The sequence below is a fragment of the Falsiroseomonas tokyonensis genome (assembly GCF_019024325.1).
In the GTDB taxonomy this organism is placed as follows: Bacteria; Pseudomonadota; Alphaproteobacteria; order Acetobacterales; family Acetobacteraceae; genus Falsiroseomonas; species Falsiroseomonas tokyonensis.
The window spans coordinates 35,085-57,833 of sequence record NZ_JAFNJS010000010.1 but is presented as its reverse complement, the minus strand read 5'-3'; the positions used below and the strand labels follow the sequence as shown (position 1 = coordinate 57,833).

The following is a 22,749-nucleotide window of genomic DNA, read 5'->3' as shown; positions in this document are numbered from 1 at the left end:
TCAGGGTGCCGGCCCTTGGAAGCAAGAGCGATGCCACTGGGATACCACCCTGCGGGCGGGGGTGGTGCGGGCGCTCGGCCCGGCGCGGGGCAAGGTTTTGCTTTGGCCGGGCGAAAAAGCGGAAGCATCAGCACAGATAGACGAGAAGCCGATACCGTTGGGCTGCGTGACATGCGGCGGGGGGATGAAATTTTTACAGCTGAGTGGCCGGATGCCATGCTTTCGGCTGGTGCAAAGCCGTTGCATGGCGGGGCCGTGACCGGACCTGCTCCAGCTTTCCTGGCGTTCATTGCGATTCCTACATTGAAGCAGGCGGCGGGTGACCTATACTGACGCCCAGGCCGATGCGGGCCAGGCCACCTCCCCGGGCTCGAATCCACGAGACGGCGGGGCCGGATATGTCCGCGGCCGAACAGGCGAGTCCAGAGATGACCAATACGCACGACTGGCGGCGAGACCGCAAAGCCCGCAGCAAGCGAGGCTTCGACGACGACATGCCCCAGGAGGGCGGATGGGCACCCCCCCCACCCCCAGCTATGCGCCCTCCGCCGCGCCGCGCCGTGCCTCGGCGCCGGTGGCTTCCGGCCCGGAGGTCAGCGCGGTGGTGAAGCGCTTCGATCCGGAGCGGGGCTTCGGCTTCGTGGCGGTCGAGGGTGGCGGCGGCGATGCCTTCCTGCATATCAGCGTGCTGCAGCGCGCCGGCGCCGATACGGTGGCGCCGGGCACCAAGCTGCGCGTGCGCACCGGCCAGGGTGAGCGTGGCCCGCAGGTGACCGAGGTGCTCGAGGTCGGGCCGGTCGGCGAGATCCCGCCCTCCCCGCCGCGCGGCGGCATGGGCGCCGGCCCCCGTCCCGGCCCCGGCGGCGGCGGCGCGGGCTTCCGCACCCCCCATCCGCCGGGTGCGGGCGAGGAGGTGCAGGGCACCGTGAAGTGGTACAGCGCCGAGAAGGGTTTCGGCTTCGTCACGCCGAGCGATGGCGGCAAGGACGTGTTCGTCCATGCGACCGCGCTGGAGCGCAGCGGGCTGCGCCCGCTGACCGAGGGCCAGGCCGTGACGCTGCGCGTGGTGCAGGGCAAGAAGGGGCCGGAAGCGGCCTCCGTCACCGCTTCCTGATCCTGCCTATCGGATCGATTTGAAGGGGCGGCTCCCGCAGGGGGGCCGCCCTTTTTAATGGGTTCAGGCCTCGGCCAGCAGGGCGTCGCGGATGGTCTGGGCGATGCGGTCGATCTCCGCCGGGGCCAGGATCAGCGGTGGGGAGAGTACCAGCATGTCGCCAGCGGCGCGCACCAGCACGCCGGCGGCGAAGCAGCGATCCGCCACGGCAGGGCCGCGGGTGCCGCCGCGGGGGGCCAGTTCGATCGCCCCCAGGATGCCGATGGTGCGGATATCCACCACATGTGGCGCGTCCCGCAGGGCGTGCAGCGCCTGGGCGAAGGGCTCCGCCATCGCGGCGGCATTGGCAAAAATGCCCTCCTGCTCATAGGCCTCCAGCGCCGCCAGGCCGGCGGCGCAGGCGAGCGGATGGCCGGAATAGGTATAGCCGTGGAACAGCTGCACGGCTTCCGGCGGGCCGGCCATGAAGGCCTCGTAGATGCCGGCGGAGACCAGGGTGGCGCCCATCGGCACCGCGCCATTGGTCAGCCCCTTGGCGCAGGCGATCAGGTCGGGGGTGACGCCAAAGGCCTGGCTGGCGAAGCAGGTGCCGAGGCGGCCGAAGCCGGTGATGACCTCGTCGAAGATCAGCAGGATGCCGTGCTTCGTGCAGATCTCCCGCAGCCGTTCCAGGTAGCCCTGCGGCGGCGGATAGACGCCGCCGGAGCCGGTGACGGGCTCCACGATCACCGCGGCCACGGTGGAGGGGTCCTGCACCGCCAGCAGCGCCTCCAGGCTTTCGGCATAATCGGCGCCGACGGCGGGGCGGCCGTTGGGGAAGCCCATGCGCGCCGGATCATAGGGCAGCGGCAGGTGGTACACGTCGGGCAGCAGCGGCCCGAAGTCGCGCTTGTGGCGGCCGATGCCGCCCACCGACAGGCCGCCGAAGCCGACGCCGTGATAGGACTTGGCTCGGCCGACCAGCTTGGTGCGGCCGCCCTCCCCGCGCACCCGGTAATAGGCGCGGGCGATCTTCAGCGCGCTGTCCACCGCCTCCGATCCGGAATTGCTGAAGAAGACATGGTCCAGCCCCTCCGGCGCCGCCGCGGTCAGCCGCTCGGCGAAGGCGAAGGCGCCGGGATGGCCCATGCGGAAGGAGGAGACGAAGTCGAGCTGACCCGCCGCCGTGCGGATCGCCTCCGTGATGCGCGGATGGCCATGCCCGGCATTGACGCACCAGAGCCCCGCCATGCCGTCCAGCACCCGCCGTCCGCCGGATTCCAGGTAGTGCATGCCCTCCGCGCCCACGAACATCATCGGCGCCTCCCGGAAGGCGCGGGCGGCGGTGAAGGGCATCCAGTAGGACTCGGACAGGGCATTGGGACGCGGTTGGACGGTCATGCAGGGCTCCGGGGGGTGGACCGCTCCAGCCGGTCCCGCAGCCGGAACCAGACGCTGCCGGCGGCGGCGTAGATTTTCTTCAACTGGTGCAGCGGAATGGGGCGGAGGGGCTCCACGGGCGGCAGGGCCAGGCTTTCGCCGCCCGTCAGCACGGTGGCGAGCTCCGGCCCCGTGGCGGTGCACCAGGCGATGCCCTTGCCGTTGCAGCCAATGGTGGCGAAGACGCCGTCCTCCAGCCGGAACAGGCGCGGCAGCCGGTCCAGCGTGATCGCCACCTGCCCGCCCCAGCCGAATTCCACCGGCGCCTCTGCCAGCTGCGGATAGAGCCGCGCCAGCATGTGCCGCTGGGTGGCGAAATCGCCGAGGTCGCGCGGCGCCCGCAGCCTTCCCTTGCCGCCCACGACCAGCCGCCCGTCCCGGTCCGCGCGGAAGTAGCGCAGCACGCGGCGGGTGTCGGAGACCACGGGCATGCCCGCCGGCACCGCGCCGGGCTGGGTCGCCACCTGGAAGCTCCAGACCGGGATCATGGTATCCGCGAGCCCCGGCCAGAGGTCGCCGGGCAGCGCGTTGGTCGCAATCAGCACGCGGCGCGCGCGTAGCTGCCCCTGCCCCGTCTCCACCCGCCAATCCGCGCCCTCGCGCCGGATGGCTGTGGCGCGGGTGGGGGCGTGGATCACGGCGCCGGCCGCCATCGCCGCGCGGGCCAGGCCGCGGGCATAGGACAGGGGCTGCACGCTGCCGCCCCCGGCATGGAGCCAGCCGCCAAGATAGGCCTTCGTCCCCGCCAGCGCCGCGGCCTCCTCGCGCGACAGCCAGTGCACCGGCGCGCCGGCGCGGCGCCAGGCGGCCAGGCGCGCCGCCATCGCCTCCAGCGCCGCCGGCGTATCGCCGAGCTGCGCCCAGCCGTTCTGCGCCGCGTCGCAATCGATGCCGTGGCGGGCGATCAGCGCGAAGGTCTCGGTGGCCGCGCGGGCGCCCAGCGCATGCATCGCGGTGCCGCGGGCTTGGCCATAGACGGCGATGGCATCGGCCACGTCATGCTTGAAGCCGGGGATTACCTGCCCGCCATTGCGGCCGGAGGCGCCGGCGCCCGGTGCCACCGCCTCCAGCACCGTCACCGCCACGCCGCGCTCGGCCAAGGCGAGGGCGGTGGAAAGGCCGGAATAGCCGGCACCGATGATGGCGACCGCGGTCTCGGCCGGCCCGCGCAGCGGCGCGAGGATGGGCGCCGGCGCCGCCGTCGCCTCCCAAAGCGATTTCATGGCTGGCCCCGCAACCGCACCAGCTCCGGCGTCAGCGCCAGGGCGCAGGACAGATGCTCGGCCAGCAGGTGGGAAGCGCGGGGGCGGTCGTCCTGCTCCAGCGCATCGAGGATCGCCAGGTGCTCCGTCGCATTCTGCCGCACGCGGCCAGGGCCGAGCACCCAGCCGTAATTGGTCAGGCGGCGCAGCTGGTTGTGCTGTTCCGTCGCCGCCTGGAAGAACCGATTGCCGGAGGCGGCGACGATGCCGAGGTGGAAGGCGGCGTTCAGCTCGAAGAACTCCACGGCGCGGGAATCCTGCCACGCCTCCTCCAGGAACTGCTGGTGCCCCTCGCGCATCTCCCTGGCGAAGCCCCGGGGCAGGGCATAACCGGGCTCCAGCAGGGCGGCGGGTTCCATGACGATGCGGAAGCGATAGGCGGCATCGCGCTCGGCCGGCGTCGCCAGGTCCGGCGCGAAGCGCCAGCCATGGCCACGGTTGCGGCTGACGATGCCCAGCTCCTCCAGCCGCCGCAAAGCGCGGCCGAGGTCGCCGCGGGCGGCGCGCGTATGGCGCTGCAGCTCCGCCTCCGTCATCGAATCCGGCAGGCGGCCGGCGGCGCGGTCGCGGGCGATGGCGACCATCAGCGCCGCCACCGGATCCTCCGCCGCCGGCTGCGGGATCGGCACCTGGGCATCGCGCAGCACCAGGGTGCGGCCACGCTGCTCTACGCTGCCGGCGGCCGCCAACACCGCCAGCGCGCCGCGGATCGGGGTGCGGGAGACGCCGAGTTTCGCTGCCAGCGCGTCCTGCCGCAGCGGCGTGCCGGGCACCGCGCCTTCCTGCGCCAGCAGGTCCAGCACGGCGCGGGCCAGGTCGTGATGCAGGGTCGGGGTCGGTTCCAGGGGGCGCTCTTTTCGCTTGCGGGGCGTAATCTGCCGCCCTACCGTATTTTCCGCAACCAAAAACCAAATGGAGTGCTCGGGCTTGGCCACACCCGCCCCGCTGATCGAGGTTTCCGGCCCGCCGCGCGAACGCGGCCGGCAATACGGGGCGCAGGCGGCCGCCCGGATCCGCCTCGGCATCGCGCATTATTCCGAACAGCTCGGCGCCACCGGCCTGGATACCGCCGGCATCCGCGAGATCGCCCTGTCCTTCGAGCCGCAGATCGCCCGCTTCGACGCCGATATGGCCGAGGAGATGCGCGGCATCGCCGAGGGTGCCGGCCTGCACCCGGCCGATATCCTGCTGCTGAATGCGCGGACCGAGATCCTCAAGCTGGCGAAACGCAAGAAGGATCCGGACCCGGATGGCTGCACCGGCGTGGTGGCGCTGCCGGGCATCACCGCGGATGGCAAGCTGATCCATGCCCAGAACTGGGACTGGAAGCTGGAATGCGCCGAGACCGCGGTGGTGCTGAAGATCCGCCGGGATGACGGGCCGGATGTGCTGACCTTCACCGAGGCCGGTGGCCTGGCGCGATCCGGCATGAATGCCGCCGGCATCGTGGTGACCGCGAACTACCTGGAGAGCGACCGCGACTATCGCAGCGCCGGCGTGCCGCTGGCGCTGATCCGCCGCAAGGCGCTGATGGCGGGCCAGCTCGCGGTGGCCATGCACGCCGTCTACACCACGGCGAAATCGGCCTCGAACAACATGATCGTCAGCCATGCCGGCGGCATCGCGATCGATTTCGAATGCGCCCCGGATGAGAGTTTTCAGGTGCATCCCGACAATGGCCTGCTGGTGCACGCCAACCACTGGGTGAGCCCCGTCGCGTTGTCAAAGCTGCGCGACACCGGAATTTTGGCGACGCCGGACAGCCTGTACCGCGACCTGCGCGTGCGCGACCTGCTGGCGCCGCAGCGCGGAAGCATCACGGTGGATGCGGTGAAGGCCGCGCTCTTCGACGACTACCAGACGCCCTGGTCCGTCTGCCGCCCGCCGCGACCCAACCTCTCCAACAACCTGTCCGCCACCGTCGCGCAGGTCGTGATGGTGCCGGCGGATGGGGTGATGGAGGTGGCGATGCTGCCGGCGCTCGATCGCCGCTTCACCACCTATCGCCTGGAACCCATGGAACTGAGGAGCGCCGCATGAAGTTCTTCGCAGTTGCCCTCGCGACACTGCTCGCAGCGGCACCCGTGGCCGCGCAGGAAACGCTGCTGCGCGCCAGGCTGAATTCGGACATCCGCTCCACCGATCCCGGCACCAATCGCGATGCGAATACCGATGCGGTGGTGCTGCATATCGTGGAAGGCCTGGTCGCCTACCGCGAAAACACCTCGGTCGGGCCGCTGCTGGCGGAGCGCATCGACATCGCGCCAGACGGGCTCAGCTACACCTTCACCCTGCGCAACGGCGTGCGCTTCCACAATGGCGCGATGCTGACCTCGGCCGATGTGAAATTCGCCTGGGACCGCTACCTGCGGCGCGAGACCAATTGGCGCTGCCTGCCGGAATTCGATGGCCGCGGCGCCACCAAGGTCACCGGCATCGAGACTCCGGATCCGCGCACCGTGGTCTTCCGCCTGGAACGGCCGAGCGCGCTGTTCCTGGCCAATATGGCGCGCGCGGATTGCGGCGGCAGCGGCATCTGGCACCGCGATTCGCTGAACGCCGATGGCAGCTGGAACACGCCCATCGGCACCGGCCCCTTCCGCATGGGCGAATGGCGCCGCAACCAGTTCGTGGAAGTCACGCGCTTCCCCGACTACAGCGCACGGCCGGGCGAGGTGGATGGCTATACGGGCAACAAGACCGCCTATGTGGACCGCGTGCGCTGGCTGGTGATCCCCGATGCCTCCGCCGCCAAGGCCGCGCTGCTCTCCGGCGCCATCGACATCAACCCCGATATCGCCAACCAGGATCTGGAGGAGCTGCGCGCGCGGCCCGATATCCGCCTTTCCGCCACCACCACCATGGGCATGATGGCGCTGCTGATGCAGACGCGCGATCCGCTTCTGCAGGATGTGCGCATCCGCCGCGCCATCGCGCTGACGCTCGACTACCCCGAGCTGGTGCGCGCGCTGTCCGACGGACAGTCCACCTACAACCCCTCCGTCATCCCCACCGCCAGCGGTGCGCATGGCGCCGTGCAGCAGCAGGGCTTTTCCCGCAATATCGAGGAGGCGCGGCGCCTGCTGCGCGCCGCGGGCTATCGCGGCCAGACCATCCGCATGCTGACCACGCGGCGCTACAATTCGCTGCTGGAAATGGCGACGCTGACCCAGGCCATGGCGCAGGAGGCCGGCCTGAACATCGAATTCGAGGTGCTGGACTGGGCGACGCAGCTCGACCGCTACACGCGCGGCGACTACCAGATGATGGCCTTCACCTATTCCGCCCGCCTCGACCCGTCCCTGTCCTTCGAGATGGTCTCCGGCCCCAAGGCGACGCAGCCGCGCAAGGCCTGGGACAATGCAGAGGCCCTGGCCCTGCTGCAGGAAAGCATGCAGGTGACGGACCCCGCGCGCCGCCAGGCGCTGTTCGATGAGCTGCACCGCCGCTTCATCGCGGAGGTGCCGATGATCGTGCTCTACAACGACGCCAATATCGCCGCGCATCGCACCAGCATGACCGGCTTCCGGTCCTGGGCCACCGGCCAGCCGCGCTTCTGGGGCGTCCGCCTCCAGTGATCGGCTACGCGGCCCGCCGGTCCCTCGCCGCGATCCCGACCCTGCTGCTGGTCGCGATCGCGGTCTTCCTGCTGATGCGCCTGATCCCGGGCGATCCGGCGCAGCTGATGCTGGGCGACGCGGCATCCGCCGAGGAAGTCCAGGCGCTGCGACGGAGCATGGGGCTGGAAGCGCCGCTGCCGCTGCAATTCCTGCACTGGGCGGGTGCCGCGCTCGGCGGAAATCTCGGCCGCTCGATCACGAATGGCGAGCCAGTCCTGCCGCTGATCCTCTCCCGCTTCTCCGTCACCGCCGCCATCGTGCTGCTGGCGGTGGCGCTGGCCACGCTGGTCGCGGTGCCGCTCGGCATGCTGGCGGCCTGGAAGCAGAACCGCGCGACGGATCTCGCCGTGGTCGCCTTCGCCACGCTGATGCTCTCCATCCCCTCCTTCTGGCTCGGGCTGATCCTGCTGCTGGTCTTCGGCGTGAAGCTGGGCTGGCTGCCGGTGGTGGGCTTCGTGACCTTCGCCGAGGACCCCTGGGCGGCCGCCGCCTATATCGTGCTGCCGGTGGCCACCCTGGTGCTGATCGAGCTCGGCGGCATGACCCGCATGGCGCGCGCGGCCACCATCGACGTGCTGCGGCTGGATTACATCAGCCATGCCCGCGCCAAGGGCCTTTCCGAATTCACCGTCATGCGCCGCCACGCGCTGCCCAATGCCTTCGCGCCGACGCTCACGCTGATCGGCCTGGTGCTGGGCAATCTGCTCGGCGGCATCGCGGTGATCGAGACGGTCTTCACCCTGCCCGGCCTCGGCCGCCTGCTGGTCGAGGCGATCTTCCAGCGGGACTATCCCGTGGTGCAGGGCGTCATGCTGTTTGTCGCGGGCATCTATGTGGTGGTGAACCTGCTGGTCGACCTGGCCTATCCGATCTTCGATCCGCGCGTGACCGCCGAATGAGACTTCGCGCCAATCTCGTCATCGGCGGCACGCTGCTGACGGCGGTCACCGCCATCGCCGTCACCGCCGCCTTCTGGACGCCCTATGCGCCGCGCGCGGTCAATCTGCGCCGGCGGCTGAACCCGCCTTCCGACCTGCATTGGCTCGGCACCGACGAATTCGGCCGCGACGTGCTCTCCCGCCTCATGGTCGGCGCGGAGACCAGCCTGACGGTGGCCGCCGTCACCGTGCTGGTGGCCATGGCCATCGGCGTCGCCATCGGGCTGCTCGCCGGCTTCTTCCGCGGCTGGACGGATCGCGCGCTGATGGCGCTGAACGATGCGCTGCTGGCCTTCCCGGGCATCCTGCTGGCGCTCGGCCTGCTGACCGTCATCGGCCCGTCCAAATGGGGCATCGTGCTGGCGCTGGGCCTCGCCTATGCACCCGCCGTCGCGCGCGTCGTGCGCGGTTCCGTCCTCTCGCTGCGCGAGCGCGAATTCATCGAGGCCTCCCGCGCGCTGGGCAATTCGGAGCTCTATACGCTGTGGCGGCATGTGCTGCCGAATTGCGTCTCGCCGCTGACCGTGCTCGCCACCTCCATGTTCGGCTGGGTGATCCTGTCGGAAAGCGCGCTGTCCTTCCTCGGCCTCGGCGTGCCGCCGCCGGCGCCGAGCTGGGGGAACATGCTCTCCACCGCGCGGCCCTTTCTCGAATCCGCCACCTGGCTGTCCATCGCGCCGGGGGTGATGATCGCGCTCTGCCTGCTCGGCACCAACCTGCTCGGCGATGCGCTGCGCGACCTGCTGGACCCGCGGACATGAGCGAGCTGCTGCGCATCGACCGGCTGCGCATCGGCGCGAAGCCGGATTTCACCGCGGTGCAGGATGTCTCCTTCACCCTGGCGCCGGGCGAGATCCTGGCGCTGGTCGGCGAATCCGGCTCCGGCAAGACCGCCACCGCGCGCGCCGTCATCGGCCTGCTGCCGCCGGGCCTCACCGTCACCGGCGGCGGCATCACCTTCGACGGCGCCGTGCTGACGCCGGAGAAGATGCGCCCGCTGCGCGGTCCCGGCATCGGCATGGTCTTCCAGGAACCGATGACCTCGCTGAACCCGGCCCTGCCGATCGGCCTGCAGATGTCCGAAGGCCTGGCGCTGCACACAAAACTGCGCGGCGCCGGGGTCACCAAGGCCTGCGAGGCGATGCTGGCCCGCGTCGGTATCGCCGACCCCGCCGCCTGCCTGCGCGCCTATCCGCACGAATTCTCGGGCGGCATGCGCCAGCGCATCATGCTGGCCTCCGTCATGCTGCTGCGACCCAAGCTGCTGATCGCGGATGAGCCGACCACGGCGCTGGATACGCTGACCCAGGCCGAGGTGCTGGACCTGATGGTGGCGCTGACGCGGGAACAGGGCAGCGCGGTGCTGCTCATCACGCACAACCTCGGCCTGGTGGCGCGCTATGCCGACCGCGCGCTGGTGATGCGCCGCGGCCGCATCATCGAACAGGGTGCCGCCCGCGCGCTGCTCGCCGCGCCGCAGGAAAGCTACACCCGCGCGCTGGTGGAGGCCCTGCCCCGCCGCGGCCCGCCGCCGCCCCTCCGCGCACCTTCCGAACCGCTGTTGCAGGCCCAGGCGCTGACCGTGGATTTCGCCGGCCGCCGCCGCTTCTTCACCCGCGGCCGCGCCGTGCAGGCGGTGCGCGGCGTCGATCTCGCGATCCATGCAGGCGAAGCGGTGGCGCTGGTCGGCGGCTCCGGCTCCGGCAAGACCACGCTCGGGCGCGCTTTGCTGCGGCTGGTCGATCCCAGCGGCGGGCGCATCCTGTTCCGCGGCCAGGATATCTCTCGCCTGAAGGGCGCGGCGCTGCTGCCCTTCCGCATGGCCTGCCAGATCGTCTTCCAGGACCCCTATTCCTCGCTCGATCCGCGCATGCGCGTGGCGCAGATCGTGGCGGAGCCGCTGCGCCACCTGCCACGCCTCGGCGCGGCGGAGCGCGACCGGCGCGTGGAGGCCATGCTGGACCAGGTGGGCCTGGCCGGCTTCGGCGCGCGGCACCCGCATGCGCTTTCGGGCGGCCAGCGCCAGCGCGTCGCCATCGCGCGCGCCTTGGTGCGGGACCCGGATTTCGTCATGGCGGATGAACCGGTCTCGGCGCTGGACATGACCATCCAGAAGCAGATCCTGACCCTGCTGCGGGACTTACAGCAGGCGCGCCGCTTCGCCTGCCTCTTCATCTCCCACGACCTCGCCGCAGTGGGGGAGATCGCCGACCGCGTGGTGGTGATGCAGAACGGGCTGGTGGTGGAGGAGGGCGACCGCGATGCCGTCTTCGACGCGCCGCGCCACGCCTATACCCGCGCCCTGCTGGACGCCGCGCCGCGGCTGGAGGCGTTGGTGTGATTGCGGGCGCGCGCCGCAACCGATAAGGGCCATGGGACGAGGTGGCCGTTCGAGCCGCCCGAATGGGGAATCGTCCGATGATGCTGCACCGCCGCGGCCTGCTGTCTGCCGTCCTTGCCACCGGCCTCGCCGCCCCTGCCCTCGCACAGACCTGGCCGGATCGCCCGCTGCGCGTCATCGTGCCCTTCCCGCCCGGCGGGTCGAACGACATCATCGCGCGGCAGATGGCGGAAGCGCTGCGCGAGCGCCTGGGCCAGCCCGTGATCGTCGAGAACCGCGCCGGCGCCGGCGGCAATGTCGGCGCCGATACGGTGGCCAAGGCCGCGCCGGATGGGCTGACCCTGCTGCTGACGGCGCCCGGCCCGCTCGCCATCAACGAGCATCTGTTCCGAAGCATTCCCTTCAACCCGCAGCGCGACTTCGCGCCCGTGGCGCTGGTGGCCAGCGTGCCGATCGTGCTGATGGTGACCAACAGCCTGACGGTGCGCTCGGTGGCGGAACTGGTGGCGCTGGCGAAGCGGGAGCCGGGGCGGCTGGCCTTCGGCTCCTCCGGCAATGGCAGCACCAACCACCTGGCCGGGGAGCTGTTCAAGTCGATGGCGGGCATCGAGATCGTGCACGTGCCCTATCGCGGCGCGGCGCCGGCAATGACGGACCTAGTCGGCGGCCAGATCCAGATGATGTTCGACAATATGCCCGCCGCCCTGCCGCAGATGCGCGGCGGCCAGGTGCGCGGCCTGGCGGTGGCCGGCGCGCAGCGGGCCGAAGCGGCGCCGGAACTGCCCACTGTGGCGGAATCGGGCCTGCCCGGCTTCGATGCGGAGGCCTGGTTCGGCCTCGTCGCCCCGGCCGCGACGCCGGAGGCGGTGCTGCAGCGGCTGCAGGCGGCCTGCGGCGAGTCGCTGGCCGATCCCGCCCTGCGCGCCCGCTTCGCCCAGGGCGGCGCGGTGCCCGGCGCCCGGCTTGGCGCGGCCTTCACAGCCTTCCTGGCGGAGGAGCGCGCCAAATGGGGCCGGGTGGTCGCATCCTCCGGCGCGCAGGCGAGTTGAGGCGGCGAATCCCCGAGGAAAAACTTTGCCGCGCAAGGCCTTTGCGCGGCACAAGGGCGCTTGTGCCGACACGGCATCACGTCCTAGTTACGTGACCATGACGAGCAGCGGGCGCGCCCTTCTGATCGTGGTCGTGGTCGGTGCCGGCCTCGCCACTTTTGTTGCCAGCCGGTTCGTCAGCCACGAGCCGATGCCGGGCGCCGAGACTCGCGCGGCGCCGGCCACCCCCCCGGCAAGCCAGACGCCCGCGCAGGCGGCAACGCAACAACCCGCCGCGCCGGCGGCGCCACAGCCCCGCGCCGCGCCGGCTGCCCCACAGCCCCGCACCGCATCGGCGGCGCCGCAGCTGCCAGCCGCACCGGCCCCCGCGCCCGGCGCCGCCGTCGCCCCCCCGGCCGCGACGCCCGGCCCACCCGCCGCCGCGCCGGAACCGCCGCGCTTCGATGTGGTGCGCGTCGGCCAGCGGGGCGGCGTAGTCGTGGCCGGGCGGGCGGCGCCCGGCGCGGAGGTGATCCTCTTCGAGGGCGGGCGGGAAGTCGGCCGCGCCCGCGCCGATGCGCGTGGCGAATGGGTGATCCTGCCGAACGACCCGCTGCGGCCCGGCGCGCATCAATTCTCCCTGGTCGCCCGCCTCGGCGGCGCGGAGCTCGCCGGCCCCGACACCGTCGTGGTGATGGTGCCCGAACCCACCGCCGTGGCGGAGGCGCCGCGCCCCGATGCAGGCGAGGCGCAGGCTCAGGCACAGGCCCAGATGCAGGCTGAAGCGCGCGCCCAGGCCGAAGCCACGCGGCTGGCCGCGGCGGAAGCGGCCGCCAGGGCCGAGCAGGCGGCGCAGCGCCAGGCCGCCGCCGCGGCGGAAGCCACCGCCCGCGAATCCGCGCGCCAGGCGGAGATCGCCGCCCGCGCCGAGGCCGCCGCGCGGGCGGAGGCCGCGTCCCTCGCCGAAGCCGCGCAGCAGGCCGAGCGACTGGCCCGCGCCGAGCAGCTGGCCCAGGCGGAACGCGAAGCGCGTGAGGCCGCCGCCGCCCAGGCCGAACGCGCCGCGCAGGAGGCCGCCCGCCAGGCCGAGGCAGCCGCGCAGGCCGAGGCCCTGGCCCAGGCCGAGATGGCCCGCCGCCAGGCCATGGCCGAACAGGCGGCGCGGGAGGCCGCCCGCGCCGCGGAAGCCACCGCCCAGGCCGAGGCCGCGCGCCGCGCCGCGGAGGACGAGACCCGCCGGCAGGCGGCGCTGCGCGCCCAAGCCCAGATCCAGGCCCAGATCCAGGCCCCGCCGCAACCCGCAGCGCCGCCCGCGCCGGAGGCCTCGCCGGCGCGGCCCCTGGTGGTGCTGCTGCCGCCCGCCGATGCGGCGCCGGCCCGCGTGCTGCAGGGCGCCGCGCCCGCCTCCGGCCATGCGCTGGGGCTGGAGGTGGTGGACTACACCGATGCTGGCGCCATCCGCTTCGCCGGCACCGCGACGCCGGGCACCGCCATCCGCGTCTATGTGAACGACCACCATGCGGGCGATGCCCAGGCCGATGCGGAGGGCCGCTGGTCCATGGCGCCGGCGGAGCATGTGACGATCGGCCGCCACCGGCTGCGGGTGGACCAGCTGGCCGCCAATGGCGCCGTCTCCGCCCGCATCGAACTGCCCTTCCAGCGCGACCAGCTGCCGGAGGGCAGCGTGCAGGAGGGGCGCGTGGTGGTGCAGCCGGGGAACAACCTCTGGCGCCTGGCGCGCGCCGCCTATGGGCGCGGGATCCGCTACACCGTGATCTTCGAGGCCAACCGGGACCAGATCCGCAATCCGAACCTGATCTTCCCGGGTCAGGTCTTCACGGTGCCCGCGGCCTCCGCGCCCGCTTCCATCCCGGCGGATTCCAGCCGGTCCAGATAGGGATCCAGCGCCAGGGCGAAGCCCACCATGGCGGAGACCAGCGTGGTGGCGGTGACGGTATCGGGCAGGTCCACCGCCGCCTCCAGCCGCACCTTGTGGTCCGGCATCAGCCGCAGCCGCCAGCCTGGCGGCAGTTCCCGCGGCATTTCCTCCAGCGCCGCGAAGGCGCCGGGCCGCGCCTGCGGCCGCTCCGCCGTGAAGGGCACCCAGCCGGCCTGTGCCGCAAGGTTGATCTGGCCGTCACCCAGCGAGGCCTCGCAACCACGGCCGCGCCAGGCGAAGCGCAGCGCATGCTCCCGCATGGCCGAGAGCGACCCGTCGAGTGCGACCAGGAACGGTCCGTGCGGAAGGTGGTCCATGGATGCATGTTGTCCGGGAAGGATGAACATACCATAACCGCGCGCATGGCCCTGATCTCCAGCCTCCGCCTCGTCCTGTCCAAGCCGCATCCGGCTGGGCGTCCCTTCATCTATGGCGGCCTGGCCGTCGCCGTGGTTGGCGGCCTGCTGCTGGGCGGCTGGCTGTTCTGGCCCGGCGCCATCTTCACGCTGTTCTGCCTGTATTTCTTCCGCGACCCGGAACGGGTGCCACCGTCCCGCGGCCAGGTGGTGCTGGCGCCGGCCGATGGGCGGGTGGTGCTGGCCGGCATGGCCGTGCCGCCGGAGGAGCTGGGCCTCGGCCCCGCCGCGCGCTACCGGATCTGTATCTTCCTGTCCGTGCTGGACGTGCATGTGAATCGCCTGCCGGTCGATGGCGTGGTCACGCGCATCGCCTATCGCGCCGGCGCCTTCCTGAATGCCAGCCTGGACAAGGCCAGCGTGGACAATGAGCGCAATGCGCTGGCCATCCGCATGCCGGATGGCCGCGACGTGGCGGTGGTGCAGATCGCCGGCCTGATCGCGCGCCGCATCCTCTGCCATGTGCGGGAGGGCGACCAGGTGCAGGCGGGCGACCGCTTCGGCATCATCCGCTTCGGCAGCCGCACCGATGTCTACCTGCCGGAGGGCAGCCGCCCCCTGGCGCAGATCGGCCAGCTGATGATCGGCGGCGAGACGGTGGTGGCGGAACTGCTGCCCATGTCGAACACCGCGGCGCCGTCGGCATGAGCGAGGAGCCCGGCCTGCCGCCGGCGCCGCCCCGCATCGGCCGGCTGCGCCGCTTCCGCCCGCGCAGCCGCCCGCGCTTCGAAGGCCTGTCCTTCAACCGGCTGATCCCGAATATCCTGACCATGCTCGGCCTCTGCGCCGGGCTGGTGGCGATCCGTGCCGCCATTGAGGACCGCTTTGCGCTGGCCGCCGCGCTGATCGTGGTGGCGGCGGTGATCGACGGGCTGGACGGGCGCCTGGCACGGCTGCTGAAGGCGACATCCCGCTTCGGCGCCGAATTCGACAGCCTGGCGGATTTCCTGTCCTTCGGCGTCGCGCCGGCCATGGTCCTGTACCTGTGGTCCATGCATACGGTGGGGCCGCTGGGCTTCGTGCCCTGCCTGCTGTTCGCCGTCTGCTCCGCGCTCAGGCTGGCACGCTTCAATGCCTCGCTGGATATCGGCCCGGCGCCGAAGCCCGCCTATGCCTACAACTTCTTCACCGGCGTCCCCGCCCCGGCCGGCGCCGGCTGCGCCCTGTTCCCGCTGTTCGGCGCCCTGGCCTTTTCCGAATGGGGCTGGCTGAACACCGGCGCCGCCATCCGCCACCCGATCCTGGTGGGCGTGGTGCTGGTGGCGGTCGGCGTGCTGATGGTCAGCACCCTGCCGACCTGGTCCTTCAAGAACTTCCGGGTGCCGCGCGCCATGGTGCTGCCGCTGCTGCTGGGCGTCGGCCTCTATGTCGCGCTGCTGGTGGCGGAGCCCTGGGCGGCGCTGGCGGCGGGCGGGCTGATCTATCTCGGCATGCTGCCCTTCTCCGTGCGGTCCTACATCCTGCTGAAACGGGACGCGGAATCGGGCGATGCGGCGGAGCCGGAGGCTGCCCCCGCCCCTTGACCTGCCCCGATCCCGCCGCATCTGCCAGCGGGGTCTCCGGCGAGGTTTGGGCATGGCACGCGCGATCTGGAACGGCACGGTGATCGCCGAAAGCGACCGCTTCGAACTGGTCGAGGGCAATGTCTATTTCCCGCCCGAGACGGTGCGGCCGGACCTGCTGCGCCCTTCCGCGAAAACCACGGTCTGCGGCTGGAAGGGCCTGGCGCGCTACCATGACGTGGTGGTGGACGGGCAGGTGAACGCCGCGGCCGCTTGGTACTATGCCGAGCCCAAGGCCGCCGCCTCGGCCATCAAGGACCATATCGCCTTCTGGCAGGGCGTGCGCATCGAACGCTGAGGCCGCGCCTCACGCCGAATTCACGGCGCCCGGACCCCGCCGGGGCGCGGCGGGCCTTTCTTGGAGCAGGCGAGACGCCGGTGGCCGCTTGTCGCTGCCCGGCCGCTGGGGCAGGTTTCGCGCCGGGATCGTATCATCCGGGGGAAGTTGTCCATGCGTGTCTCGCTGCGCGCCGCCGCCCTGGCGGCTGGCTTGCTGGCTTCAGGCCCAGGGCCGGCCCTGGCGCAGGATGCGGCGCTGCTGGAGCGGGGGCGTCACCTGGTGGAGGTCACCGGGGCCTGCGGCAATTGCCACACGCCGATGGGCCCGCAGGGGCCGGTGCCGGGCAAGACCCTGGCCGGTGGGTCGGTCTTCGACGAGCCGCCCTTCCGCGCCGTCGCCCCCAATATCACCCCGGACCCCGAGACCGGCATCGGCCGCTGGACCGATGCGCAGCTGGCCCGCGCGATCCGGGAAGGGATCCGCCCGGATGGCCGCCTGATCGGCCCGCCCATGCCGATGACGCTGTATCGCGGCCTGTCGGATCGCGACGTGGCGGCGATGGTCGCCTATCTGCGCACCGTGCCGCCGGTGCAGAACCGGGTGGAGCGCAGCGTCTATCGCATCACCCTGCCGCCGGCCTATGGCCCGCCCGTCACCAGCGTGCCGGAGCCTGCGAACACCCCCGTGGCGCGGGGCGAATATCTCGCCAATGCGGTCGCCCACTGCATGGAATGCCATACGCCGATGCTGCCCACCGGGCAGAATGACCGCAGCCGGCTGGGCGCCGGCGGCATGGAATTCCGCGGCCCCTGGGGCGTTTCCGTGGCGGCGAACCTGACGCCGCATGCCAATGGGCTGGGCGGCTGGACCGATGCACAGATCATCCGCGCGGTGACGCAGGGCATCTCCGCCACCGACCGGCCGCTGGCGCCGCCCATGGCCTTCTGGGCCTATCGCAACATGACGCAGCAGGAGCTTTCGGACCTGATCGCCTATCTGCGCAGCCTTCCGCCCCAGCCGTGACGGTGCGGGGACGGCTGCCGCTGACGGTCGCCGGTCGGGCCGTGACCATCACCGGCAGGCCTTTCGATTCCATCCCGCCGGGCGCCTACGGCGTCTGCCTGGAGATGGAGGCGCAAAAGGCCTGGCTGGCGGATGTGAAGCTGCCCACCGCGGATTTCGGCCTGCCGGATCCCGTGGCGCTGCGCCAGGCGGTGGGCGAGGTGCTCCGGCAGTTGGAGGCGGAGCCGGAGCGCCCCGTGCATATCGGCTGCCGCGCCGGTGTCGGCCGCACCGGCCTGTTCATGGGCTGCCTGGCCAAGGCGGCGGGGGTGCCCGGCGATGCGCTGGCGCATGTGCGCGCGCACTACCTGCCGCATGCGGCGGAGACGGCCGCGCAGGAAGCCTTCGTGCGCGACTTCCGCTGGCCCTGATCGATCAGACGTAAAGGTCGAGCAGCCGCTGCGGCACCCCGGCCGCGGCGGCGGCGGCCACCCAGGCGGGCTCCGGCTTCGGTGCCGCGCCCTGTTCGGGCTTCGCCGGGTCGATGTTCTTCTTCGCCCGCGCCACATCGGTGCAGTCGCGGCAGGGATAGCCGTTGACGATCTCCATGCGGGCCATGCTCGCAGGCCAGCCCTCAACGGGCGGTGAAGACGCGGCGCAGCAGCCGCCCATCGATCGCCAGCAAGCCGAGGCCGATCACCGCCATGCCGGCCAGGTGCCGCGGTGCCAGCGCCTCATCCAGCACCAGCCAGCCCAGCAACAGCGCCGTCACCGGCACCAGCAGCGTCACCAGCATGGTATTGGTGGCGCCGGCCCCGGCCAGGATGGCGAAGTACAGCGCATAGGCCAGCGCGGTCGCCAGCAGGCCGAGCGCCAGCAGCGCGGCCACCGCCTCCGCCGGCGGGGTGGGCAGGGTCCAGGGTCGGTCGAAGCCCAACGCCAGCGGCAGCATGATGAGGCTGGAGGCCAGGCACTGCCCCGCCGCCGCCGGCAGCGGCGCCAGGCCCGCGCGCTTCAGCCGACGCGACCAGACACCCGACAGGCCATAGGACAGGCAGGCGCCAAGACATAGCGCTATGCCCAGCGCCTCATTGGCCGCGCCGCGGCCGAAGGCGGCGGGGCCGGCCAGGATGGCCACCCCCACCAGGCCGAGCAGCGTGCCCGCCAGCCGGTTCGGCTTCAGCTTCTCGTCGGTGGTCAGCCAATGCGCCGCCAGCACGGCGAAGACAGGCGTCGCGGCATTCACCACCGCGGCGAGGCCGGAGGGGATGTACTGCTGGCCCAGCACGATCAGGGTGAAGGGGATGGCATTGTTCAACAGCCCCATCCCGGCGCAGGCGATCCAGGCCGAGCGCCCGGCCGGCAGGCGCAGGCCGAGGATGCGGCAGGCCAGCGCCAAGGTGAGGGCGGCCAGCGCCACGCGCACCAGCACGATGGTGAAGGGCGGAAAGCCGCGCAGCGCGACGGCCATGAAGAAGAAGGACCCGCCCCAGATGACCGAGAGCGCCAGCAGCAGGATCCAGAGGCGGGCGGTCATTTGGGTCGGCATGCGGCTGGATAGGCCGCGGCGCGGGCCGGACGCCATCCGGTGCTTGCGCGGGTCTGCCGCGCGCGCCCTCTCCCGGCTTGGGGAGAGGACTCACGATCGAAGCTACGGCAGAATTGCACGACCTGCGGCCGCCATCGGCGGCCGAGGCCGCGAATGCGGCGAGCCAAGGCCGCGGAGCGGCCGCCCGGCGCGTCAGGGCACGAAAAGAAGATCAACGCGCCGCCGAAGGCGGCCGTTGATCTCAGGCGAAGCCGAACTTCTCGGTCGCCGCCGTCTGGCGGGCGATGGCATCCGCGGTCTGCTGGCGGATCACCTCGGGCGTGGCGGAAAGATCCGCCACCAGCTGGTACAGCCGGCGTTCGGAGGGGGCGCCGCGATGCACGCCGGGGGTGACGTAGAAGGGCGCCTCCTCCGTCACCTGGGCGATCTCGGCGGCGGAAAGCGAGGCATCGGCCGGGGCCCGCTTCACATACCATTGCCGCAGCAGCACCGGGACGCCGTCCCGCATGGCCAGCGCGCCCTGGTTGCCGTGGTCGAGGCGCCAGCGCTCGGAGCTGACCTCCTCCAGGCAGATATTCATCTCCAGCCCCGAAACCTTGGCCTGCCACAGGGTGCAGCCGGCCTTGCGGCCGGTCGCGGCCGGGCGCAGCCGCGGCCTGGCGCGGGCCGGGATGGACTTCTCCTCGAAGGCGGCGGCCCAGAGGGCCAGCAGGCGCTCGATCTCGGCCGGCTGCTCGATGGCGCGCAGGCTGCGCGGGGCATCTGGTCTCGTCGTGCTCATGTCCGGCGTACCGCCACCACAATCCCCTTCGCTTTCAACGCATCCACCTCCTCCGCCGTGAAACCGTGGCGGGCGAGGATCTCTTCGCCATGTTCATTGAAGCGGGGCGGGGCGGCGCGGGTGCCGCCGGGCGTCCGGCTCATCTTGATCGGCGTGCCGAGGCCCCGGTAGCTGCCGAGCTCCGTGACCATCTGGCGATGTGCGGTATGGGGCGCATTCATCGCCTCGTCCACATGCATCACCGGCCCGGCCGGCACGCCGGCCTTCAGCAGCAGGTCACAGAGCGCGTGCCCATCCTCCGCCGCCAGCCGCGCTTCCAGTATTTCCGTCAGCGTATCGCGATGCGTCAGGCGGTCGCCATTGGTCTTGAAGCGAGGATCGTCCGGCAGGCTGTCCAGCGACAGGAACTTGCAGACCTTCCGGAAGGTGGGGTCATTGCCAACGGCCAGGAAGATCTCGCAGGTCTTGGTCCGATACTTGGAATAGGGCGAGATATTGGGGTGTGGATTGCCCGTGGCCTTCGGGCGCTTGTCATTCAGGAAGTAATTTGCGGCCTGGGGGTGCAGCAGGGCCATGCCGCAATCATGCAGGGACATGTCGAGGAACTGGCCCTGGCCGCTCTTCGTGCGCTCCTGCAGCGCCATCAGGATGGCGATGGCGGAATACAATCCGGTGGCCAGGTCGACGATCGGCGTGCCCATGCGCAGCGGGCCGGTCGTCTCATTGCCATTGATCGACATGAGCCCGACCATGGCCTGGATCACCGCGTCATAGCCCGGCAGGGCGCCGAGCGGCCCATCCGGCCCGAAGCCGGAGACGCGGCAATGCACCAATTTGGGAAAACGCTTAGACAGGACATCGGCATAGCCCATGCCCCATTTCTCCATGGCGCCGGGCTTGTAGTTCTCGATCAGCACATCGGCGCCTTCGAGCAGGCGCATCAGCACGTCCCGCCCCTCGGGCTTGCCGAGGTCCAGCGCCAGGGACTGCTTGTTGCGGTTCACGCCGATGAAGTAGCTGGCGGAGCCCTCCACGAAGGGCGGGCCCCAGTCGCGCACCTCGTCGCCCTGCGGCGGCTCGATCTTCACCACCTCCGCCCCGTGGTCGGAGAGGATCATGGTGCAATAGGGGCCGCCGAGGACGCGGGTGAGGTCGATGACCTTGAGGCCGGCCAGCGCGCCGGGGGACAGGGCCAGGCCCTTGCCCTGGGTCATGGGGACAGCGTCGGTCATGCCGCCAATTTCCTGTCGAACACGCGGGCACAGAACTCCGGATAGGTTTCCAGCATCTCGTCGCAGATCGGGCCGCGCAGCAGCGCCAGCTCGGCCTCGGTCGGATCGGGGGTCTGCGGCACATCGGCCGGCACATCGAAGTCGAAGCCGGTGGCGGCGCGGATGCCGTCGACCGTCTCGCCCGGATGCAGGCTGGTCAGCGAGAAGCGGGCGCGGTCCGGATGGAAGGCGAAGACGCATTTGCCCGTCACCAGCGCCTGCGCCGTGCCGCGCCGGAAGACGCCGGGCTCGGAGACGCCGGGGGCGGAGATATTGTCCACCTGCGGCACCAGCACGCGGGGCGAATGCTCCTCGCGGAACAGGATGGTGCGCGGTGTCATGAAGTACATGAAGGCGCTGCCGAAACTGCCGGGGAAGCGCACGCCGCCTTGGGGAGATCCGCCCGGCCATTCGCCGGTGCCAACCAGGTTCAGGTTCGCCTTCCCGTCGATCTGCCCGCCGCCGAGGAAGAACAGGTCGATCCGCCCCTGCCCGGTCAGGTCGAAGAGCTCGCGCGAGCCCTCGGAGAAGGGGTTGCCCGTGCGCTTGTGCAGCAGGGAGAGCCGCACCGGATGGCCCTGCTTCTTCACCAGCCAGCAGGCGGCCGCCGGAATCGGGCTGGCCGCCCCCACCGCGATGTGGCGCGCCGGCGGCGCCGCCGGGTCCAGGATCAGCCGCGCCAGGCTGGCGGCGAGGCGCTCTTCGAGCTTGATCATTATTCTGCCGCCTGCGCGCGGGCGTTGAAGACGTAGCGGTCCAGGTATTCGGCGAAGCCGGCCTCGGTCTTGGCCAGGCGCGCATATTCGGCGACATGCGCGGCGTCGAAGGCGTACTCGTCCAGCAGCGCCACGGGCCAGGCGCCACGCTCGGCCACCGCCACCTTCTCGATATAGGTGCCGCTGATGACGCCGGGGGCGAGGCGCTCATCCTCCAGCATGTCGCCCTTCACCAGGCGCTCCACCGTGGCCAGCACGCGCTGGCTGGCATGGGCCAGCGTCGCGCATTCGCGGCGGCGGCCGACCCAGACGTTGCCCGCCTCATCCGCCATCACGCCATGGATCAGCGCGACATCGGGCGACAGCGCCGGCAGCAGCACGATGGGGTCCGAGACGCCATCGCCCAACGGGTTCGGCACCACCTTCCAGTCGGGACGGTTTCGCAGAATGTCGCTGCCGATGATGCCGCGCAGCGGCATGAAGGGAATGCCCTTCTCCGCCGCCTGCAGCATGGAATGGATGGCCGGGCAGGTGGCGTCCCGCACCGTGATCTGGCCGGCCTTCAGCGCCGCGGTGAAGCGCGGCGCGAAGCCGGCCTCGCCGAGGGAGACGGCGCTGGTCTGCACCTCCGCCACGCAGCCGGCGCCGATCAGCAGGTCCGTCGCGAAGCCGGAGACCGGCACGCCGAGCAGCCGCAGATCCTTTGCACCGCGCCGCACCAGGGCGCGGGCCAGCGCCACGGAGGGCAGCGAATTGTCGGGGGGAAGCGCCACCAGCGCGCCATCCGGCACGCTGGCGGCCAGGCTGTCCGGGGTATGTGGGATCATGTGACGGTCCTCATTCCCCCCTACCTACGCCGGCTTGCCGCGAACGCGAAGAGGGCCGATGGCAAGCCCGTCATGCCGGCGATAGGATCGGCCCATGCATCTGCACGGCCCTCGCCTCACGCTCCGCCCCCTGGCTCCCAGCGATGCCGAGGCCGTCTTCGCCCTGAACGGCGACCCGGCCGTGATGCGCCACTTCGCCGCGCCCATGACCCGCGAGGAGAGCGATGCCTGGGTGGCGCGGCTGATCGCCCATCAGCGGGACCGCGGCTATTCCTTCGGCGCGGTGGAGCTGCCGGGGGCCGGCTGCATCGGCGTGGTCGGGCTACTGGAGATCCCCTGGCAGGCGCCCTTCACCCCCGCCGTCGAGATCGGCTGGCGCATCGCCCCCGCGTACCAGCGCCAGGGCTTCGCCGAGGAAGCGGCGCGGCTGGCGCTGGCCCATGGCTTCGGGCGGCTTGGCCTGGAGCGGATCGTGGCCTTCACCCCACCGGTGAACGAGCCCTCCTGGCGGCTGATGGAACGGCTGGGGATGCGGCGGCAGGGCGAATTCGACCACCCCCGCCTGCCGAAGGACCATCGGCTGCGCCGCCATCTCTGGTACCGGGTAACCCGCCCGGACTGGCTGGCCGTGCGCGGGCTGGCCGAGGGGGGCGCCCAGGGGACCGACTGACGGTTGCGCCCTTG

The 22,749-nt window shown here is 71.5% G+C and carries 24 protein-coding genes; 14 read left to right on the top strand and 10 right to left on the bottom strand.

The window, feature by feature from the left end; translation table 11 throughout:
• Nucleotides 1–511 precede the first annotated feature (511 nt).
• Complete coding sequence (locus tag J3S20_RS30990; protein WP_216839678.1) at nucleotides 512–1,114, top strand: cold-shock protein; 603 nt, start codon at nucleotides 512–514, stop codon at nucleotides 1,112–1,114.
• 63 nt (nucleotides 1,115–1,177) lie between these two features.
• Here J3S20_RS30990 and J3S20_RS25180 read toward each other — a convergent pair whose 3' ends face one another.
• The 3 genes from J3S20_RS25180 to J3S20_RS25170 are packed head-to-tail and all read right to left on the bottom strand — an operon-like array spanning nucleotide 1,178 to nucleotide 4,598.
• Nucleotides 1,178–2,494: an aminotransferase class III-fold pyridoxal phosphate-dependent enzyme gene (locus tag J3S20_RS25180; RefSeq protein WP_216839677.1), complete on the bottom strand. Its 1,317-nt coding sequence runs from the start codon at nucleotides 2,492–2,494 to the stop codon at nucleotides 1,178–1,180.
• Nucleotides 2,491–3,756 (bottom strand): NAD(P)/FAD-dependent oxidoreductase, encoded by a 1,266-nt coding sequence (locus J3S20_RS25175; RefSeq protein WP_216839676.1) that lies wholly within the window; start codon nucleotides 3,754–3,756, stop codon nucleotides 2,491–2,493. Before J3S20_RS25175 ends, J3S20_RS25180 begins: the two co-directional genes overlap by 4 nt.
• Nucleotides 3,753–4,598, bottom strand: a complete 846-nt coding sequence (locus J3S20_RS25170) for a GntR family transcriptional regulator (protein WP_216839675.1) — start codon at nucleotides 4,596–4,598, stop codon at nucleotides 3,753–3,755. Before J3S20_RS25170 ends, J3S20_RS25175 begins: the two co-directional genes overlap by 4 nt.
• Nucleotides 4,599–4,722: 124 nt before the next feature.
• Here J3S20_RS25170 and J3S20_RS25165 point away from each other — a divergent pair, with 124 nt between their 5' ends.
• The 7 genes from J3S20_RS25165 to J3S20_RS30985 all read left to right on the top strand — a co-directional run bounded on the left by J3S20_RS25165 (nucleotide 4,723) and on the right by J3S20_RS30985 (nucleotide 13,619).
• Nucleotides 4,723–5,835: a C45 family autoproteolytic acyltransferase/hydolase gene (locus tag J3S20_RS25165; protein ID WP_246603254.1), complete on the top strand. Its 1,113-nt coding sequence runs from the start codon at nucleotides 4,723–4,725 to the stop codon at nucleotides 5,833–5,835.
• Complete coding sequence (locus tag J3S20_RS25160; RefSeq protein WP_216839673.1) at nucleotides 5,832–7,373, top strand: ABC transporter substrate-binding protein; 1,542 nt, start codon at nucleotides 5,832–5,834, stop codon at nucleotides 7,371–7,373. Before J3S20_RS25165 ends, J3S20_RS25160 begins: the two co-directional genes overlap by 4 nt.
• Nucleotides 7,370–8,314, top strand: a complete 945-nt coding sequence (locus J3S20_RS25155) for an ABC transporter permease (RefSeq protein WP_343215301.1) — start codon at nucleotides 7,370–7,372, stop codon at nucleotides 8,312–8,314. Before J3S20_RS25160 ends, J3S20_RS25155 begins: the two co-directional genes overlap by 4 nt.
• A complete protein-coding gene (locus J3S20_RS25150; protein ID WP_216839672.1) occupies nucleotides 8,311–9,114 on the top strand; it encodes an ABC transporter permease in 804 nt (267 codons plus the stop codon). The genes J3S20_RS25155 and J3S20_RS25150 overlap by 4 nt, the downstream gene beginning before the upstream one ends.
• On the top strand, nucleotides 9,111–10,694 hold the full coding sequence (locus J3S20_RS25145; protein ID WP_216839671.1) for a dipeptide ABC transporter ATP-binding protein: 1,584 nt from the start codon (nucleotides 9,111–9,113) through the stop codon (nucleotides 10,692–10,694). Before J3S20_RS25150 ends, J3S20_RS25145 begins: the two co-directional genes overlap by 4 nt.
• A gap of 77 nt (nucleotides 10,695–10,771) precedes the next feature.
• On the top strand, nucleotides 10,772–11,743 hold the full coding sequence (locus tag J3S20_RS25140; protein ID WP_216839670.1) for a Bug family tripartite tricarboxylate transporter substrate binding protein: 972 nt from the start codon (nucleotides 10,772–10,774) through the stop codon (nucleotides 11,741–11,743).
• 91 nt (nucleotides 11,744–11,834) lie between these two features.
• A complete protein-coding gene (locus J3S20_RS30985; RefSeq protein ID WP_216839669.1) occupies nucleotides 11,835–13,619 on the top strand; it encodes a LysM peptidoglycan-binding domain-containing protein in 1,785 nt (594 codons plus the stop codon).
• Here J3S20_RS30985 and J3S20_RS25130 read toward each other — a convergent pair.
• Complete coding sequence (locus tag J3S20_RS25130) at nucleotides 13,550–13,978, bottom strand: hypothetical protein (RefSeq protein ID WP_216839668.1); 429 nt, start codon at nucleotides 13,976–13,978, stop codon at nucleotides 13,550–13,552. The genes J3S20_RS30985 and J3S20_RS25130 overlap by 70 nt on opposite strands.
• 45 nt (nucleotides 13,979–14,023) lie before the next feature.
• Between J3S20_RS25130 and J3S20_RS25125 the strand changes: the two genes are divergently transcribed.
• From J3S20_RS25125 to J3S20_RS25105, 5 genes are all read left to right on the top strand, one after another.
• Complete coding sequence (locus J3S20_RS25125) at nucleotides 14,024–14,725, top strand: phosphatidylserine decarboxylase (protein ID WP_216839667.1); 702 nt, start codon at nucleotides 14,024–14,026, stop codon at nucleotides 14,723–14,725.
• Nucleotides 14,722–15,600, top strand: coding sequence for a CDP-diacylglycerol--serine O-phosphatidyltransferase (gene pssA / locus J3S20_RS25120; RefSeq protein WP_216839666.1), 879 nt, complete (start codon nucleotides 14,722–14,724; stop codon nucleotides 15,598–15,600). Before J3S20_RS25125 ends, pssA begins: the two co-directional genes overlap by 4 nt.
• A 52-nt stretch (nucleotides 15,601–15,652) precedes the next feature.
• Nucleotides 15,653–15,937 (top strand): DUF427 domain-containing protein, encoded by a 285-nt coding sequence (locus J3S20_RS25115; protein WP_216839665.1) that lies wholly within the window; start codon nucleotides 15,653–15,655, stop codon nucleotides 15,935–15,937.
• A 153-nt stretch (nucleotides 15,938–16,090) separates the two neighbouring features.
• Nucleotides 16,091–16,942, top strand: a complete 852-nt coding sequence (locus J3S20_RS25110) for a c-type cytochrome (RefSeq protein WP_216839664.1) — start codon at nucleotides 16,091–16,093, stop codon at nucleotides 16,940–16,942.
• Entirely contained in the window at nucleotides 16,939–17,352 is a 414-nt protein-coding gene (locus tag J3S20_RS25105) for a protein-tyrosine phosphatase family protein (RefSeq protein WP_216839663.1), read from the top strand. The genes J3S20_RS25110 and J3S20_RS25105 overlap by 4 nt, the downstream gene beginning before the upstream one ends.
• Before the next feature lie 4 nt (nucleotides 17,353–17,356).
• Here J3S20_RS25105 and J3S20_RS25100 read toward each other — a convergent pair whose 3' ends face one another.
• From J3S20_RS25100 to J3S20_RS25075, 6 genes are all read right to left on the bottom strand, one after another.
• Entirely contained in the window at nucleotides 17,357–17,539 is a 183-nt protein-coding gene (locus tag J3S20_RS25100) for a hypothetical protein (protein WP_216839662.1), read from the bottom strand.
• A gap of 16 nt (nucleotides 17,540–17,555) precedes the next feature.
• Nucleotides 17,556–18,458, bottom strand: coding sequence for a DMT family transporter (locus J3S20_RS25095; protein WP_246603253.1), 903 nt, complete (start codon nucleotides 18,456–18,458; stop codon nucleotides 17,556–17,558).
• Nucleotides 18,459–18,711: 253 nt separating this feature from the next.
• Nucleotides 18,712–19,251: a hypothetical protein gene (locus J3S20_RS25090; protein WP_216839660.1), complete on the bottom strand. Its 540-nt coding sequence runs from the start codon at nucleotides 19,249–19,251 to the stop codon at nucleotides 18,712–18,714.
• On the bottom strand, nucleotides 19,248–20,483 hold the full coding sequence (locus tag J3S20_RS25085) for a CaiB/BaiF CoA transferase family protein (RefSeq protein ID WP_216839659.1): 1,236 nt from the start codon (nucleotides 20,481–20,483) through the stop codon (nucleotides 19,248–19,250). The genes J3S20_RS25090 and J3S20_RS25085 overlap by 4 nt, the downstream gene beginning before the upstream one ends.
• Nucleotides 20,480–21,238 carry a CoA-transferase gene (locus J3S20_RS25080; protein WP_246603252.1) on the bottom strand — a complete coding sequence of 253 codons (759 nt, stop codon included), beginning with the start codon at nucleotides 21,236–21,238 and terminating at the stop codon, nucleotides 20,480–20,482. Before J3S20_RS25080 ends, J3S20_RS25085 begins: the two co-directional genes overlap by 4 nt.
• Entirely contained in the window at nucleotides 21,238–22,065 is an 828-nt protein-coding gene (locus tag J3S20_RS25075) for a CoA transferase subunit A (RefSeq protein ID WP_216839658.1), read from the bottom strand. The genes J3S20_RS25080 and J3S20_RS25075 overlap by 1 nt, the downstream gene beginning before the upstream one ends.
• 94 nt (nucleotides 22,066–22,159) lie before the next feature.
• Here J3S20_RS25075 and J3S20_RS25070 point away from each other — a divergent pair, with 94 nt between their 5' ends.
• Nucleotides 22,160–22,735 carry a GNAT family N-acetyltransferase gene (locus J3S20_RS25070; protein WP_216839657.1) on the top strand — a complete coding sequence of 192 codons (576 nt, stop codon included), beginning with the start codon at nucleotides 22,160–22,162 and terminating at the stop codon, nucleotides 22,733–22,735.
• Nucleotides 22,736–22,749: the final 14 nt, after the last annotated feature.